The organism is Tsukamurella pulmonis (assembly GCF_900103175.1).
Lineage (GTDB): Bacteria > Actinomycetota > Actinomycetes > Mycobacteriales > Mycobacteriaceae > Tsukamurella > Tsukamurella pulmonis.
This window is the reverse complement of sequence record NZ_FNLF01000002.1, coordinates 3324051-3340600: the sequence shown is the minus strand read 5'-3', so window position 1 is coordinate 3340600 and position 16550 is coordinate 3324051. Positions and strand designations below refer to the sequence as shown.

14 protein-coding genes are annotated in these 16550 nt (G+C 72.0%); 7 read left to right on the top strand and 7 right to left on the bottom strand.

Annotated features, from left to right (window positions below; translation table 11 throughout):
- Positions 1 to 34: 34 nt before the first annotated feature.
- Positions 35 to 598, bottom strand: a complete 564-nt coding sequence (locus tag BLQ62_RS16330) for a phospholipase A2 (protein WP_160126304.1) — start codon at positions 596 to 598, stop codon at positions 35 to 37.
- Positions 599 to 710: 112 nt separating this feature from the next.
- Here BLQ62_RS16330 and BLQ62_RS16325 point away from each other — a divergent pair, with 112 nt between their 5' ends.
- The 5 genes from BLQ62_RS16325 (at position 711) to gatB (ending at position 6533) form a co-directional block, all read left to right on the top strand.
- Positions 711 to 1982: a sensor histidine kinase gene (locus BLQ62_RS16325; protein WP_068529655.1), complete on the top strand. Its 1272-nt coding sequence runs from the start codon at positions 711 to 713 to the stop codon at positions 1980 to 1982.
- 10 nt (positions 1983 to 1992) lie between these two features.
- Complete coding sequence (locus tag BLQ62_RS16320; RefSeq protein WP_068567794.1) at positions 1993 to 2649, top strand: response regulator; 657 nt, start codon at positions 1993 to 1995, stop codon at positions 2647 to 2649.
- A 60-nt stretch (positions 2650 to 2709) separates the two neighbouring features.
- Complete coding sequence (locus tag BLQ62_RS16315) at positions 2710 to 3741, top strand: ATP-dependent 6-phosphofructokinase (protein ID WP_068530511.1); 1032 nt, start codon at positions 2710 to 2712, stop codon at positions 3739 to 3741.
- Between the two features lie 83 nt (positions 3742 to 3824).
- Positions 3825 to 4997 carry a hypothetical protein gene (locus BLQ62_RS16310; RefSeq protein ID WP_068529661.1) on the top strand — a complete coding sequence of 391 codons (1173 nt, stop codon included), beginning with the start codon at positions 3825 to 3827 and terminating at the stop codon, positions 4995 to 4997.
- Between the two features lie 24 nt (positions 4998 to 5021).
- Positions 5022 to 6533: an Asp-tRNA(Asn)/Glu-tRNA(Gln) amidotransferase subunit GatB gene (gene gatB / locus BLQ62_RS16305; RefSeq protein ID WP_068567791.1), complete on the top strand. Its 1512-nt coding sequence runs from the start codon at positions 5022 to 5024 to the stop codon at positions 6531 to 6533.
- Between the two features lie 41 nt (positions 6534 to 6574).
- Here gatB and BLQ62_RS16300 read toward each other — a convergent pair whose 3' ends face one another.
- A complete protein-coding gene (locus BLQ62_RS16300) occupies positions 6575 to 7699 on the bottom strand; it encodes a PQQ-dependent sugar dehydrogenase (RefSeq protein ID WP_068567790.1) in 1125 nt (374 codons plus the stop codon).
- 77 nt (positions 7700 to 7776) lie between these two features.
- Here BLQ62_RS16300 and BLQ62_RS16295 point away from each other — a divergent pair, with 77 nt between their 5' ends.
- Positions 7777 to 8925, top strand: coding sequence for a DoxX family protein (locus BLQ62_RS16295; RefSeq protein ID WP_068567788.1), 1149 nt, complete (start codon positions 7777 to 7779; stop codon positions 8923 to 8925).
- A 72-nt stretch (positions 8926 to 8997) separates the two neighbouring features.
- On the opposite strand, the gene BLQ62_RS16290 is transcribed toward BLQ62_RS16295, so the two are convergent.
- Genes BLQ62_RS16290 through BLQ62_RS16270 form a run of 5 tightly spaced genes read right to left on the bottom strand, consistent with a single transcriptional unit; the run spans position 8998 to position 15303 of the window.
- Complete coding sequence (locus BLQ62_RS16290; protein WP_068567786.1) at positions 8998 to 9786, bottom strand: IclR family transcriptional regulator; 789 nt, start codon at positions 9784 to 9786, stop codon at positions 8998 to 9000.
- Between the two features lie 40 nt (positions 9787 to 9826).
- The gene (mdlC, locus tag BLQ62_RS16285; protein WP_068567784.1) at positions 9827 to 11428 is read right to left on the bottom strand and encodes a benzoylformate decarboxylase; all 1602 of its coding nucleotides are present in this window, start codon (positions 11426 to 11428) and stop codon (positions 9827 to 9829) included.
- Positions 11425 to 12579 (bottom strand): alpha-hydroxy acid oxidase, encoded by a 1155-nt coding sequence (locus BLQ62_RS16280; RefSeq protein ID WP_231857695.1) that lies wholly within the window; start codon positions 12577 to 12579, stop codon positions 11425 to 11427. The genes mdlC and BLQ62_RS16280 overlap by 4 nt, the downstream gene beginning before the upstream one ends.
- Positions 12579 to 13886: an MFS transporter gene (locus BLQ62_RS16275; protein ID WP_082756762.1), complete on the bottom strand. Its 1308-nt coding sequence runs from the start codon at positions 13884 to 13886 to the stop codon at positions 12579 to 12581. Before BLQ62_RS16275 ends, BLQ62_RS16280 begins: the two co-directional genes overlap by 1 nt.
- The gene (locus BLQ62_RS16270) at positions 13864 to 15303 is read right to left on the bottom strand and encodes an aldehyde dehydrogenase family protein (protein ID WP_068567778.1); all 1440 of its coding nucleotides are present in this window, start codon (positions 15301 to 15303) and stop codon (positions 13864 to 13866) included. The genes BLQ62_RS16275 and BLQ62_RS16270 overlap by 23 nt, the downstream gene beginning before the upstream one ends.
- 165 nt (positions 15304 to 15468) lie before the next feature.
- Here BLQ62_RS16270 and BLQ62_RS16265 point away from each other — a divergent pair, with 165 nt between their 5' ends.
- Entirely contained in the window at positions 15469 to 16548 is a 1080-nt protein-coding gene (locus tag BLQ62_RS16265) for a cupin domain-containing protein (RefSeq protein WP_068567776.1), read from the top strand.
- Positions 16549 to 16550: the final 2 nt, after the last annotated feature.

Genomic DNA, 16550 nt, shown 5'->3' with positions numbered 1-16550 from the left:
GTGAGGACGCCGCCGCGGGGACGCCGCCGGGCGATCACAGCCGGCCTCCGCCCGTGAGCCAGCCGGTGACCAGCTCGCGCACCGACTCGGCGCGCGGCGGACCGTCGTGCTGGCGCCAGGTGTTGGCGCGCACCGCCATCACGGTCAGCCCGGCCACCTCCGTGCAGTGGCGCCGCTGGCCGACCGGCCGCGCGGCGCACGCTGCGGCGAGCCGCTCGGCGAAGGCGTCGTCGATCCGCCGGCGCGCCCATCCGTCGAGCGGGTGGCCCGAGGAGTCGGCGTGCCGCAGCAGGTCGTAGCCCAGATCGTGCGCCTTGCAGGGCGCGTCGAAGTCGGCGGGCAGCCGCACCACCGACGAGCACTCACCGTGCGGATTGACCGCGTACCCGGGCCCGATCGCGGCCGCGTACCCGAGGGTGCGCGGAACGGACCGTACCTGGGCGGCGGCATCGAGCGCCGGGTCGGTGATCGCGCGGACGGCCGCCGCGGAGGCGACGTCCTCGCGCGCGGCGGCGTCGCCGGCTGCGACGGGGAGGGGGAGCCCGAAGGACAGGGGAACGGCGAGGACGGCTGCGGCGGCGAGCATACGACGTTTCATGGCAGCGACGCTAGGAACGCCGGACCGGCGGCCGGATCGGCTGCGCGAGTGGTTCGATATCACCCGAACGGGTGAGGACGGCGGGCGCGGGACACCCCTAGCGTTGCCTTCCATGAGGACGACCACGAACAGGATCGAGCGGTTCGGCCGCGCCGCGGTGCGCGCCGGACGGTACCTGGATCAGCAGAGCGCACTGCACATCGCCGACCCGAACGGCACCCTGCACGACACCCCGCTGGGCACCTTCTTGTCCCGCAAGATCAACTGGCTGTTCCTGATCGTCGCACTGATCATGTGGGCGGTCGCCTGGCCCACGCTCAACGAGCAGTTCACCGTCCCGGCGATCTTCCTGCCCATCTTCAGCGGCCTGTCGGTGCTGCCGCTCGCCCTGGTGTGGGCGCATCCCCGGCTCGCGTGGGGGATCATCGCCGCGACCGCCGCGGTCTTCCCGATGTTCTTCTGGTTCACCCCCAAGAACGACTGGAACTGGAACTGGCAGGTCTCGCTCATCATCGCGATGCTCGTCTCCACCGTCATGGTCTTCCTGCGTGCGAAGCCGCTCGACGCCATCGTCGTCTGGGTGGCCTCGTCCCTGCTGTTCTGGGTGAACGCGGAGCCGGGGACCGGCGGCGGCTGGGTCGCGGGGCTCGGCGTCGCGCTCGCGGTCTCCCTGCTGCTGCGGCTCGCGCTGCAGTCCCGTTCGCAGCTCGAGGAGCAGACCGAGGTCAGCGAGCTCGAGCGCGGGCGGCGCGCCATTCTCGAGGAGCGCACCCGCATCGCCCGCGACCTGCACGACATCGTCGCGCACCGGATGTCGCTGGTGGTGGTGCAGGCGCAGACCGCGCAGTACCGCGTGCCCGACGTCTCCGAGCGCGCCCGCGCCGAGTTCGACGGAATCGCCGTCTCGGCCCGCGAGGCGCTCAACGAGGTGCGCTCCCTGCTCGGTGTCCTCCGCCTCGACGACGCCTCCGCCGAGCTCGCGCCCGCCCCCGGGCTGGGCGGCGTCGACGAGCTCATCGACGGAGCCCGCGCGGCCGGCGTCGTCGTCGAGTACCTGCCCCTGCCCGATCCGTCGGCGATCGGGGAGAGCACGGCACTGGTCGCCTACCGGATCGTGCAGGAGTCCATCGCCAACGCCACCCGGCACGCACAGGGGGCCGCGATCACCGTCGCGCTCACGCTCGACGCCGGGACGCTCAACCTGAGCATCGAGAACGGCCCGCGCACCTCCGACGCCGACCTCGGTGGCCCCGGCCTCGGCCAGGGCATCCCGGGCATGGCCGAGCGGGCGCGCACCGTCGGGGGAACGCTGTCGGCGACCCCGACGGCGGGCGGGGGCTTCGCGGTCCGCGCCTCGCTCCCGGCGCGACCCGACGGGGCCTAGGCTGCTCAGAGTGTCCATCACCGTCTTCATCGCCGACGATCAAGCCATGGTCCGGCAGGGCTTCGGCGCCCTGCTGGGTGCGCAACCGGACATCTCCGTGATCGGGGACGCCCCCGACGGCAAGGCCGCGGTGGCGGAGGTCGCGCGGCTGCAACCCGACGTGGTGCTCATGGACGTGCGCATGCCCGAGATGAACGGGCTGCAGGCCGCCGCCGAGATCCTGCGCCGCCACGACGGCGTCCGCGTGCTGATGCTCACCACGTTCGACATCGACGACTACGTCTACGAGGCACTGCGCGTCGGGGCCTCGGGCTTCATGCTCAAGGACGCCCCCGCCGAGGAGCTCGTGCGCGCCGTCCGGGTGGTGCACGAGGGCCAGTCGCTGCTCGCCCCGTCGGTCACCCGGCGGATGATCGCCGAGGTCACCGCCGCCCGGGCGCACCGTCGGACCCCGCCGCCCGAGCTCGCGACGCTCACGCCCCGCGAGCGCGAGGTGCTCGAGGCCGTCGCCGCCGGCCGTTCCAACGCCGAGATCGCGGGGGCGCTGTTCGTCTCCGATCAGACCGTCAAGACGCACGTCAGCAAGGTGCTGCAGAAGCTGGGCCTGCGCGATCGCGCGCAGGCCGTGGTCTACGCCTACGAGACCGGGGTCGTCACGCCCGGGTGAACTACTCGTGAGTTGTCATGACAGGTTGGGGGTCGACCCGGCAAGATCGCTCCCATGAGTCTGCGAATCGGAGTCCTCACCGGCGGCGGCGACTGCCCGGGCCTGAACGCGGTGATCCGCGCGGTGGTCCGCACGAGCGCGTCACGGTACGGCTCCGCCGTCGTCGGTTTCCAGGACGGGTGGCGCGGCCTGCTCGAGGACCGGCGCGTGCAGCTCTCCGACGACGACCGCAACGATCGACTGCTGACCAAGGGCGGCACCCTGCTGGGCACCGCCCGCACCCATCCCGACGTGCTGCGCGCCGGCCTCGACCGGATCAAGCAGACCCTCGACGACAACGGCATCGACGTGCTCATCCCGATCGGCGGCGAGGGCACGCTCACCGCGGCGTCCTGGCTCGCCGACGAGGGCGTGCCCGTGGTCGGCGTCCCCAAGACGATCGACAACGACATCGACTGCACCGACGTCACCTTCGGTTTCGACACGGCCCTGACCATCGCCACCGACGCGATCGACCGGCTGCACTCCACCGCCGAATCGCACCAGCGCGTGATGATCGTCGAGGTGATGGGGCGGCACGCGGGCTGGATCGCGCTGAACTCGGGCCTGGCCTCCGGCGCGCACATGGTGCTCATCCCCGAGGTCCCGTTCGACGTCGAGGAGCTCTGCCGCCTGATCAAGCGCCGCTTCCAGCGCGGCCACTCCAGCTTCATCGTCGTGGTCGCCGAGGGGGCGAAGCCGGCCGAGGGCTCCATGGAGCTGCGGGTCGGCGGCACCGACGAGTTCGGCCACGAGCGGTTCACCGGGGTCGCCCACCAGCTGGGCGTCGAGATCGAGCAGCGGATCAACAAGGAGGTCCGCACCACGGTCCTCGGCCACGTGCAGCGCGGCGGCACTCCCACTCCCGCGGACCGCGTGCTCGCGACCCGGTACGGCGTCAACGCGGCCGACGCCGCGCACGCCGGGAAGTTCGGGCAGATGGTCTCGCTGCGCGGCACGCAGATCGGTCTGGTGCCGCTCGCCGACGCGGTCAAGCAGCTCAAGCGGGTGCCCCGGGACCGCTACGACGACGCCGCCGAGTTCTTCGGCTGAGCCGTCGCGCCGGCCGCCGACGGGGTCCGGGGGACTGGCGGACGCGAAGCGCCCGTTAAGCGCGCTCCCGCACGCTGACCGGCATGAACCAGAGTCCTCCCTCGAACCCCGGCTTCGACCCGCACGACCCGAACCAGTCCACCCAGCTGCGCCCGACGTGGCAGGGCCCCGAGTACGCGCAGGGCGGCGCACCGTCGTACCCCTCCTACCCGGCGGCCCAGGGATTCGCGACGCCCGGCCCGCAGGGGACACCGCCGTTCCCGCCGAGCCCCGGAGCCCCGAAGAAGCCCCGGCCGGGCTGGCTGATCCCCGCCCTGATCGGCGGCGGCGCCGTGCTGCTGGTGATCGTGCTCATCGCGGGGGTCGCCGTCGTCAAGAGCATCGGGGGTGGCGGCGGCGCGGGCTCGCCCGGCGGCACCGTCAAGGCCTACTTCGCCGCGCTGCAGGCCGGCGACGCGGCGAAGGCGCTGAGCTACGGCAAGGAGGCGCCCGCCTCCACCGAGTTGCTCACCGATGAGATCCTGCGCAAGCAGCGCGACCTCGCTCCGATCAAGGACCTGACGATCGTCAGCGAGAGCGCCGGATTCGCCGGGACGGTGCATCTGACGGTCACCATCGGCGAGGTCGCCTACGACGAGGAACTCACCCTTGAGAAGGTGGGCGACGACTGGAAGCTCGCCACCGCCGCGGTGCAGCTCAAGCCGTACTCCTCCTACGAGTCCGACAAGAAGAACGTCACCGTGCTCGGCAAGCCGCTGCCGGCCTCCGGCGTGGTCTACGTCTTCCCCGGTGCGCTCGACCTCGGTTCGGCCAACAAGAACCTGGCCCCGCAGAAGTCGAAGTACACCTCGTCGGACGACAAGGGCCAGGCGTCGGTGCGGGGCCTGTCCCGGTTCAGCGTCGGCACCACCTTCTCGATCGCCTTCGGCCTCAGCGACGCCGCCAAGGCCTCCGCGCGGCAGCAGATCTCGGCGAAGTACGCGGCGTGCGCCGCCTCGAAGGACCGCTTCCCCGCCGATTGCCCGCAGTCGGACTACTCCGGCGAGAACGGCACGTACACCTGGACCGCGCCGAACGTCGAGGACATCGACCTGGGCGATGCCGTGCGCGACGGGCAGGTCCGCTTCACCGACAACCGCCCGTGGACGTTCACCGCGACCGCGCGCGACGGCCGCCCGCTGACCGGATCCGACGCGGGGTACGTCTCGGGCACGATCACCGTGACCGCGGACGCGGTGGCCGTCGCGGTGCGCTGACCGGCATCCGATTAGGCTGGAGGCATGAGTGCCGAGCTTGCCGATCTGGATCTCCCCGAGTACGCGGACGTCGTTGCCCGCTACGAGCCCGTGATGGGCATGGAGGTCCACGTCGAGCTCGGCACCGCCACCAAGATGTTCTGCGGCTGCCGCACCGAGTTCGGCGCCGAGCCCAACACCCAGGTGTGCCCCACCTGCCTCGGCATGCCCGGCGCGCTGCCCGTCGTCAACGAGGCGGCGGTGCGGTCGGCCATCCGCATCGGCCTGGCCCTGAACTGCTCGATCCGGCCCTCGTCGCTGTTCGCCCGGAAGAACTACTTCTACCCCGACCAGCCGAAGAACTACCAGATCAGCCAGTACGACGATCCGATCGCCTACGACGGCTACCTCGACGTGCCGCTCGAGGACGGCAGCACCTGGCGGGTGGAGATCGAGCGTGCGCACATGGAGGAGGACACGGGTAAGTCGACGCACGTCGGCTCCGCGACCGGCCGCATCCACGGCGCCTCGCACTCGCTGCTCGACTTCAACCGTGCGGGGGTGCCGCTCGTCGAGATCGTCACCAAGCCCATCGAGGGTGCGGGGGAGCGGGCACCCGAGATCGCGCGGGCCTACGTCACGGCGCTGCGCGATCTGTTGGCGTCGCTGGACGTCTCCGACGTCCGCATGGATCAGGGCTCGATGCGCTGCGACTCCAACGTCTCGCTCAAGCCCGTCGGGTCCGCCGAGTTCGGTACCCGCACCGAGACGAAGAACGTCAACTCGCTGCGGTCCGTCGAGGTCGCGGTGCGGTACGAGATGCGGCGCCAGGCCGCCGTTCTCGACGCCGGCGGCACCGTCGTCCTGGAGACGCGACACTTCCAGGAGGGCGACGGCACCACCACCGCCGGTCGCCCCAAGGAGACCGCCGACGACTACCGCTACTTCCCGGACCCCGATCTCGGCCCGGTCGCGCCGGCGGCGGAGCTGGTCGAGGAGCTGCGCGGCACCATCCCGGAGCTGCCGTGGTTGCGGCGCGCCCGGATCCAGTCCGATTGGGGCCTGTCCGACGAGGTCATGCGCGACCTGGTCAACCTCGGCGCGATCGATGCGATCATCGCCACCGTGGACGCGGGCGCCACGCCCGACGCGGCGCGGTCCTGGTGGGGCAGTTTCCTTCCGCAGCAGGCCAACTCGCGTGGGGTGGAGCTCGCCGAGCTCGCCATCACGCCCGCCCAGGTGGCCCGCGTCATCGCCCTGGTCGACGAGGGCAAGCTCACCAGCAAGCTCGCGCAGCAGGTCATCGTCGGCGTGCTCGACGGCGAGGGCGAGCCCGACGAGGTCGTCGCGGCGCGGGGCCTCGAGGTGGTCCGCGACGACGGTGCGCTGCAGAAGGCCGTCGACGAGGCGCTCGCCGCCAACCCCGACATCGTCGAGAAGATCAAGGCCGGCAAGGTGCAGGCCGCCGGCAAGATAGTGGGCGACGTCATGAAGGCCACCCGCGGCCAGGCGGACGCCGCCCGTGTCCGCGAGCTGGTGCTCGCTGCCTGCGAGTGACCGGTCGCCGCCGCCGGCCGTGAGGCCGGGAGGACCGCGCGTCAGTCGTCGGTGGCTCCCGCGTCGCCGCTCGGCGGCGGGATCAGCACGACGCGGTCGTCCGTGGGCGCCTGCGGCTCGGGTTTGTTCGTCGTCACGCCCTGGGGCAGGTCCTTCGGGCCGATCGCCAGGCGCCCGACGACGCCGTACTTCGTGCGATCGAGAACCTGGATCGGCTCACCGTCGGCCGCGGTCGGCCCCTCGGGAAGCTTGAGCATCTCGACCGTGCCGGGCCGTGACTGACTGACGAAGACGGCACCGTCGATCGCGGCGCACCCCGCGAGGCCGGGCCGGTCGGGCCAGCTCCACACGACGGACGCGGGCTGGTTCGGGGTGAGCACGCGCAGCCGGTCCTGGGTGAGCCCCTGATCGGCGATGAAGACCGGCCCGCCCCCGGGAACCGAGCACAGCGACTGCCGGACGCCGCCGTCCGTCGCGAGCACCTTGGGGCGCACCGGGGAGACGGTGCCGGGATCGGGCAGCAGCAGCACCTTGCCCGCGAGCGAAGCCGGGTCGCGCGCCGCGTTCGCGTCGCCCGCGTTGCCGGTGGCCACGAGCAGATCGCGGCCGGAGAACAGGAGTGAGCCGGCGTTGCCGGTGGCGCCCTTCGGGATCCCGGAGAGGATCACCTTCGGCTCGTCGCCCGGCGTCACGCGCACCACCCGGTTGTCGGTGGGGGTACTCACGTAGGCGTAGAACAGCCGATCCTGGTCGTACGACGGGGACAGCGCCAGCGCGGTGAGCCCGCCGTCGCCGGTGGTGTCCGCGCCGACCCGAAGCACCTCCCGGTTGGGTAGGTCCGTCGTCGTGTACATGACGGCGCCGCCGCGCTCCGCGACGTAGGCGTGCGCGAAATCGTCGGTGGGGATCAGGTCGGTGGGCGTGGTGAGGCAGGTGGCGAGCACCTGCGGGTTCTGGTCGATGCACGGGCCCGGCGCCTTGGGCGCCGCGCTCGGCAGGGCGGGGGCCGGCGGTTTAGTGGTGGTCACCCCGCCGGTGGGCGGCCCCGTGAAGGGCGCCGCCTCGCTGTCCGAGAAGTCGGCGCACCCCGCCAGCAGCGCCGCAGCCGCCGCGACCACGACGGCGCGCCGCGCGCCGGAGCGTGCGCGGCCGGTCCCCTCACTCATGCCGCCACACTACCGATCGTGCCGAGGCCGCGGTTCGCTCCCGGCCGTCGGCGCGTTCGCACTCTAGGCTGGTTTCCGTGAGTGACAAGGACGGAATCGAGAACGAGACCAGCGAGGGCGCGGCCGAGTCACCCTATGACTTCCGGTCCACGGGTGAGCTGCCGCGCTTCGGCGAGCGGCACCCGACGGGCGGGTTCGTCCTGGACCCGCACGACGACTCGGACACCGGCATCGGGCCGGTGCTCCCGCGCTACCGCGACGAGCCCGCGGCATCGGCATCGGACGACACGACGGTGAGCGCCCCCGCCGCGGCGACGCCGGCGGCGTCCACTCCCGCGCCCGGGACGGTGGCGAACGACGCGCCCGGCGTGCCCGACACCAGCGACCTGGCCGCCGCGATCGCGGCGGCGAACGCCGCCACCGCGGCGATCTCGACGTCCGGGACCTCCCCGGATGCCGCGACGGAGCGCGCCGACCTCTCGAGCGACGAGCGCGACGAGTTCGGGAAGCGCTACAACCGGCGGCGGGGCCGTGAGCGCGCCGCACAGGCCCGTGCCGAGGCCGAGGGCATCCCGCTGGAGACCGCGGCGACCGAGCAGATCGAACCGCCGGCCGGCCGCCGGTTCGGCAAGCCGGTCGGCGACGTCTCGGCCGAACTGGAGGAGGCTCGCAAGGCCGCCCGGCGCGGCACCACCGACCTCGGACTGCTCGTGCTGCGCGTGGCTGTCGGCGCGATCCTCGTCGCGCACGGCATCCAGAAGCTGTTCGGGATCTGGGGCGGCCCCGGCATCGACGGATTCGCCAGCTATCTGCAGAACGGCAACGATCCGTCACTGGGCTTCGAGCGGTTCACCAAGGTCATCTCGATCGCCACGGGCGTCGTCGAGCTCGGTGGTGGCGCGATGCTGATCCTGGGCCTGCTCACCCCGATCGCGGCCGCGGGCGCCGTGGGCGTGATGCTCTCCGCCACGCTGTTCAAGCTCACCACCGTGGGGAACGGCTTCGTGTTCTTCTCGCAGGACAAGGGCGTCGAGTTCGAGCTGCTGCTGCTCTTCGCCTCGGTCGCCATCATCCTCACCGGTCCGGGCAAGCTCTCGCTCGACTTCAACCGGGGCTGGGCGCGCCGGCCGCACATCGGCTCGTTCGTCTGGCTGATCATCGCGGTCGCGGCGGCGGTCACCGTCTGGGTCCTACTCAACGGCGCCAATCCACTGGTCAAGCGGTAGTCGTCGCAACGCCGAACGCCCGGCCTCCCGTGAGGGAGTGCCGGGCGTTCGCGTGTTTCACCTAGCGGGAACTCAGTAGATCTCGCTCAGTGGCGCGCTGAGCGCCGCGCAGGTGTCGAGCAGCGCGGCCCTCGTGGCGGGATCGGTCAGTACGTCGGCCCGTACCGACGGGGCACCGACAGCGACGGCGAACGTCGGAGGATGACCGGCCTCGGCGGGCACCGCCATCCCGATCGCCGAGATGCCGGCCTCCGTGAGCCCGAAGTTCAGGGCGTAGCCGTGCGCGCGGACCTCCGCGAGTTCGCCGATCAGCGACTCGAGATCCGGCGCCGAGAGCTGGATACCCGCCCGGCGCGCGGCCGACCCCGTGTACATCCGGCGTACCGGGGCATCGCCGAACGCCGCGAGGAGGGCCTTCCCACCGGACGTCAGGTGCGCCGGCAGGACGGTTCCGGTGCGCTCCCCGACCCGCAGCCGCTGGCGGGACTCGATGGAGCCGACGAACTCGACGCTGGCACCACCCCGGCGCAGGAGCGAGACGGTCTCCCCGGTGGTGTGCGCGAGATCGGCGAGCGGCCCGGCGATCGGCGCGGGGAGACCGGCTACTCCCGCCACCCCGCGGCGGCCGTTGAGGATCGGCCCAGGGACGTACCTGCGTGCGGCGTCCTGACTCGCGAACCCCCGGTAGACGAGGGTGGAGAGGAGACGGTGCGCGCTCGACGGTGCCATACCGAGGTGCTCCGCCACCTGTTGGACCCGGACGCCGTCGGGTTCGGCCTGGAGCAGGAGCAACAGCTGCAGGGTGTTGTCCGCCGCCCGCACCGCGTACTCGGGGCGTTTGACGACCGTGAACCGTTGCACGAGACCGAAGCTACCCCTCGAGGCGTCGTGCGGCCCCATCTCAGTAGAGGGCCCCGGCGGCGGGGCCCACGGGAATCCGCAGCAGGAACGGCCGCCGGCCGGCGATCGCCGTCGCGGCCATGGACCGGACCTCGTCGGGGGTGCCGGCGGTCGCGGCGCCGACCCCGAACCCCCGGGCGAGTGCGGTCGGATCGACGCCCGGGAGGTCGAGGCCGGGGGCGTCGGACACCCCGAGGCGCCCTCCGAACGCCTTCATCGCCGCGTACCCGCCGTTGTCCAGCACCGCGAAGAGCACGCCCGCGCCGTGCTGCGCCGCAGTCCACAGGGCTTGTACCGAATACAGGCTCGATCCGTCGCCGATGACGCACACCACCGGGCGGTCGGGGTCGGCGAGGGCGATGCCGACCGCGGCGGGCATGCCCCACCCCAGTCCGCCGCTGGCGGCGACGTGGAAGTCCTGCCCACTGCGGATCGGCAGGTGCGCGTGCATCGCATTGCGATGCGTCGGCGCCTCCTCCACGATCCGCGCATCGTCGGGGAGCACGGCGGCGATCGCGGCCAGCGCGGCCTCGGGGCTCAGCGTCCCGGCGGCCGGTGGGGCGACGGCGTCGTCCCGTGTGCGGCCCGACGGTGCGCGCAGCGGCACGGTCCCGGCCGCGGCGGTCAGCCGTGCCAGCACGCCCACCGTGCTCGCCGGTGGGGCGAGCAGGGAGGTCCCCGCCAACGCCCGGGACGCGTCGCCCGGGTCGTCGGTCACGTGCCACAGCCGAGTCCCGGGGCGGATGACGGGCCCGTCCGACGGCACGTGGAACGTGAAGACGGGCGCTCCCGCGACGAGAACCACGTCGTGCCCGTCCAGCGCCGCGCGCACGCCCTCGGCGAACGGGGGCAGGAACCCGGCGAAATGTGGGTCGTCCTCCGGGAACGCCGCCCGGTCGGTGAGCGGGGCGGCGTACACCGCCGCACCCAGCGACCGCGCGAGCGCGACCGCGGCGCCGCGCCCTCCGCCGGCTTCCACGGCGCCGCCGAGAACGAGCGCTGGGTGATGGGCTCCGGTGAGATCGTCGACGAGCTCGGCGAGCGCCGAATCGGCGGGGAGGAGCAGGCCGCGTGCGGCGCGCCGCGGCGCGACCTCACCGCCCGGCTCGTCCCAGTCGTCCTCGGGGACGGACACGAACACCGGTCCCGCGGGAGGTGCCGCTGCGAGATCGATGGCCTGGGCGAGGAGCTCCGGGACGTCGGCCGCGCGCGCGGGTTCGATCGCATCCTTGACGTGCGGCCGCGGAAACGCCGCCGCGTCCTGCGCCTGGAGATACGGCGCGTGGGGCAGCAGCGAGCGGGTCTGTTGGCCCGCGAGCACCACCAGAGGGGTCCCGTTCCGCGCCGCGGTGAACAGGCTGCCCAGGCCGTGCCCCAATCCCGACGCAGAGTGGACCATCGCGAGTCCGACGCCGCCCGTCGCGCGGGCATGACCGTCCGCCATCGCGATCACCGAGGCCTCCTGCAGGCCGACGACGTATCGGAGGTCGGCGGGGAAGTCCCGGAAGAAGCGCATCTCGGTCGATCCGGGGTTGCCGAAGACGTGCGTGATGCCGCGGTCCTGGAGCAGCTGGTGGACGATCTCGCGCACGGTGCGGTTCACCGCGACGTCCCCGAGTCCGCGAGCATCGCCCGGGTCACGTCGGTCGTCGATGCCGCGCCGATCAGCGCAAGAGCACGATCGATCTCCGCTCGAAGGAGGTCGAGGACCCGGGTGACGCCCTCCTCGCCGCCGACGGCGAGACCGTACATCCACGGGCGGCCGATGAGAACGGCCTCGGCACCCATCGCCAACGCCATGAGGACGTCGGTGCCGCGGCGGACACCGCCGTCCATGAGGACCGTCGCCACGTCGCCGACCGCGGCGACCACCTCGGGGAGCACGTCGAGGGACGCGGGTACGCCGTCCGCCTGCCGGCCACCGTGGTTCGAGACGATCACGCCGTCCGCCCCGCAGTCGACGGCGAGCCGCGCATCGGCCGCGCCCAGTACTCCCTTCACGAGCAGCGGACCGGTCCAGTGGTCGCGGGTGCGCCGCAGGTCGTCCCAGGAGTACGCGGGGTTGAGCAGGTCGAGGTTGAGCTGCGCGAGTGACGCCGCGCTCGATCCGCGTTCCGCCGACAGCCCCACCAGGTGCGCCATGGTGACGCGGGGGCCCGTGAGCATCCTGGCCGCCCAGCGCGGGTGGCGCAGGACGTCGAGGGCGGACGACGGGGTCGGGCGTACGGGGATCGTCATCCCGTTGCGGTAGTCGCGTTCCCGTGCTCCGGTGACCGGAACGTCGAGCGTCACGACGAGGGTGGTGCAGCCCGCTGCCCGGGCTCGGTCCATGAGCGCCGACGTGAGCATCCGATCGCGCCACGGATACAGCTGGAACCAGGGCGGTACGCCCGATCCGCGCGCCACCTCGTCCACCGGTACCGACGCCGCCGAGCTGAGTACCGACTGCGTGCCCGCGGCGCGGGCACCGCGGGCCGCGGCGAGTTCGCCGTCCCGCCCCGCGAGGCGCGACAGCCCGGTCGGGGCGAGCAGGACCGGGAGCGAGAGGGTCTCGCCGAACACCGTGGTGGCCTGGGATCGCGTAGCGGCACCGCTGAGCAGCCGCGGGGCGAGCGTGCGATCGGAGAAGGCACGACGATTGGCGCGCAGGGTGCGCTCATCCTCGGCACCGCCGTCGATGAAGTCGAAGATCATGCGGGGGAGCCGCTTCCGGGCGGCGGTGCGGTAGTCCTCGAGGGTGATCAGAGCGGTCATCATTCCTCGTCTCGGGAGGCCGCCGGGGTGCGGGGAACGGCGAGGAGGGTCACCGCGGCGGCCGCGGCGCATCCGGCGAAGAAGAGGAACCCGAGCGAGGCGCGACCGTCGGCGACGATGAGACCGATCACGATCGGGCCCAGGATCGTGCCGATCCGGCCGGCGCCGAGCGACCATCCCAGCGCTCGCGCGCGGGTGGCGGCGGGGTACGAACGGCCGACGTACCGGTTGATCAGGATCTGCCCGCCGTGGCCGCCGACCCCGGCGAGGGCCATCGCGACCAGCAGCGGCGGCTGCGGAAGCTTGATCAGCAGCACTGTGAGCACCACCGCGAGGCACAGGTAGGTGCCCACGACCACCTTCTTCGATCCCCATCGATCGGTGGCGAGTGCGATGAAGATCGAACCGATGATCGCGCCGATGTTGAGGATGAGGAGGAACCGCAGTGCGGAGCCCAGGTCGTACCCCATGTGTCGCATGATCCCGGGGATCCAGGTCCCGAGTCCGAACCAGGTGAGGAGCCCGAAGAACGAGGCGACGGCGAACAGGGCCGAGGCCCGCCGGTAGTCGGGGCTGAAGATCCCCGGTGTCGGGGAGCCGTCGTCGGCGGCGGGCGGGGATGCGGGCCGCGGCAGGCCGAACCGCTCACGCAGGACGTCGGCACGGGCGAGGCGTCCCCGGTGCTCGAGAAACGTGATCGACTCGGGCAGTTTCCACAGGACGATCGGGAGGATCAGCACAGCGGGAACGACGGCGACGAAGAAGACCCAGTTCCAGCCGAGCGACGGGATCACCGTCATGCCGGAGACCGCGGCCAGGACACCGCCGATCGGCACTCCGGACAGCATGAGCGTGTACGACAGGGTGCGGTGTTCGGGGACCGCGTACTCGAGCGTCAGCGCCGACGTCGACGGCACGATGGCGCCGATGCCGATACCGGCGAGAAGGCGGAGGAGACCGAGTGTTGCGGGCCCATCGGCGAACCCGCAGAGGAAGGTGAACACCGAGAACCACACCAGCGAGCCGATGGCCACCGGACGCCGCCCGATGCGGTCCGACAGCCAGCCGGAGGAGAGCGCGCCGACGGTCGCGCCGATGAAGGCGGTGGCGCCGACGAGGCCGGCGTTCTGCGGGGTGAAGCCGGAACCGGGATCTCGCAGAAGCACCGGCAGGACGCTGCCGAAGGAGATGAGGTCGTAGCCCTCGATCACCACCATGCCCCAACAGATGATGGTCACCAGGAGCGAGGCCCGGGCCGCTGCGGACGGCGCAGCCACCCCGCGCTCAGGAGTCGACAGATTGGACATAGGTCTTCACCTCCTGGAACTCGGCGAGCGCCGCGGTGCCGTTGAGACGGCCGAGGCCGCTTTGATCGAACCCACCTTCTTCGAACTGATCGGCCACGACGGCCCAGCCGTTGATCCACACCGTGCCGGCGCGGACGCGTCGCGCCACGCGGGTCGGGCGGTCGACGTCGCGGGACCAGATCGACGCGGCGAGTCCGTACCGCGTCGCGTGGGCGAGGTCGACGGCGTCGTCCTCGGTGTCGAACGACTCGAACGTCGCTACGGGGCCGAAGATCTCCTCCTGCACGACGGGATGCGCCGGGTGGTGCGGGGCGAGCAGGGCCGGCGCGACGAATGCGCTCTCCGGCCCGCCGAGCTGCCCGCCGCGGACGATCACGTCGACTGCCGGGTCCTGCTCGGCGTCGCTGAGGATCCGCTCGACCCGACGCGCGTTCGCGGCGTCGATCATCGGCCCCATGGCACTGTCGGGTGCATCGCCGGGGCCCGGGCGCACGGCGCCGAGCGACTCGATGAGACGTGCGCGGAGACGATCCCGGATCGACGCCTGCACCAGGATCCTGCTGCCGGCCATGCAGAACTGGCCGGCGAAGGTGGTGATCGCGGCGGTCAGCGTGGGAACGACGGCGTCGAGGTCGGCATCATCGAAGACGATCATCGGGGACTTGCCGCCGAGTTCGAGCGAGAGTCGCTTGAGGTGCGGGGCGGCGTTCGCCATGATCGTGCGCCCCACTGCGGAGCTGCCGGTGTAGCTGACCACCTCGACGTCCGGTGAGGAGACGAGCCGCTGGGCCAGTTCGGAACCCGACTCCGTGACCGAGTTGATCACGCCGTCGGGAAGGTCGGGAGTGGCGGCGAGGATCTCGTGCAGCAGCCCGTTGACCATGGCGGTCTGTGCCGGCATCTTCATCGCGACGGTGCACCCAGTCGCAAGCGCGGGCGCGAACGACCGCACCGCCAGCACGACTGGGGAGTTCCACGGCACGATGACCCCGGCGACGCCCGCCGCCTCAGCGACCGATCGGATGTGCACCCCGGGCGAGACCTCTGCTGCTCGTCCGTGATCCGCCAGCGCGAGCGCGGCGTAGTAGCGGAGCTTGGGTACGGCGAGTGACAGTTCGAAGTGAGCCTCTCCCAGTACCTTCCCGTTCTCCCGGGCGAGCGCCAGAGCGAGGTCGTCGGTGCGCGCCTCGATGCCGTCGGCGATCCGGGACAATGCCCGATGTCGCCGGCGACGGTCGAGCGGCCAGTCGGAATCGTCGAAGGTGCGCCGGGCCGCCGCGATGGCCGCGTCCGCCTCCGCCGCACCACCGTCGGCGTACGTGCCGAGTTCGGTCCCGTCCGCCGGGGACCGCGACGGCCGGTCGGGTTCTCCGACGAGCGCACCGTCGATCAGATGGTGAGAAGTGGGAAGGGGCATCGTGATTCCTTCGGTCGGAGCGGTATCGGAGCGGCCCGATCAGTGTGATCCACAACGCAGTCCGCACCTCGCAGATTCTGCTCATCAGAATCTTCGGGCCGTCCGCGCATCGAGCGTCCTACGTTTGCTCGCGAAACCCCGCACCCTCACCCGACGGAGCAGCAGATGTCTTCGACCTCTCCCATTCCCGCGGACGATCCGGGCCTGGCGCAGCTGTACCGGGACTTCGACTCCCGCCACCTCAATCCACTCTGGACCCAGACGGCCGATCTCATGCCCGCGTCGCCGGCGCCGCGGGCGGTGCCGTACGTGTGGCGGTGGTCCGAGCTGTATCCCCTCGCCGAGCGCTCGGGCGATCTGGTTCCGGTGGGACGCGGCGGCGAACGTCGCGCGATCGCCCTGGCGAACCCCGGCTTGGGTGGGGCACCGCACGTCACGCCCACCCTCTGGGCGGCGATCCAGTACCTCGGCCCGAAGGAGGTGGCCCCCGAGCACAGGCACTCGCAGAACGCCTTCCGGTTCGTCGTGGAGGGCGAGGGGGTGTGGACCGTCGTGAACGGCGATCCGGTCGCCATGCGCCGCGGCGACTTCCTGCTGACCCCGGGATGGCACTTCCACGGCCATCACAACGAGACCGACCACCCGATGGCGTGGATCGACGGACTCGACATCCCCTTGGTGCAGTACACCGACACGGCCTTCTTCGAGTTCGGGTCCGATACGGTGACCGACGACTCCACCCCCGACGTCTCCCGCGCGGAGCGGCTGTGGGCGCATCCCGGCCTGCGCCCGCTCATCGGACTCGACGCGAAGACCAACTCGCCGATCGCGGCCTACCGCTGGGAACACACGGATCGGGCTCTCGCCGCGCAGCTGGAACTCGAGGACGAGGGGCATGCCGCCACCTGCGGACCCGGACACGCCGCCGTGCGCTATTCGAACCCGACGACCGGGGGCGACGTCATGCCCACCATTCGTGCCGAGTTCCACCGACTGCGCCCGGGGGCGTCCACTCGGCCGCGGCACGACGCGGGAAGCACCGTGTACCAGGTCTTCGAGGGCACCGGGACCGTGCACCTCGGCGACACTGTGACGCGAGTGACCACGGGCGACCTGATCGCCGTCCCGTCCTGGACCCGCTGGGCCTTCGACGCGGAATCGCAGCTCGACCTGTTCGCGTTCTCCGACGCACCGGTCATCGAGCGGCTGCACCTCAGCCGCACCTACATCCCCGAAGGAGCCTGAAC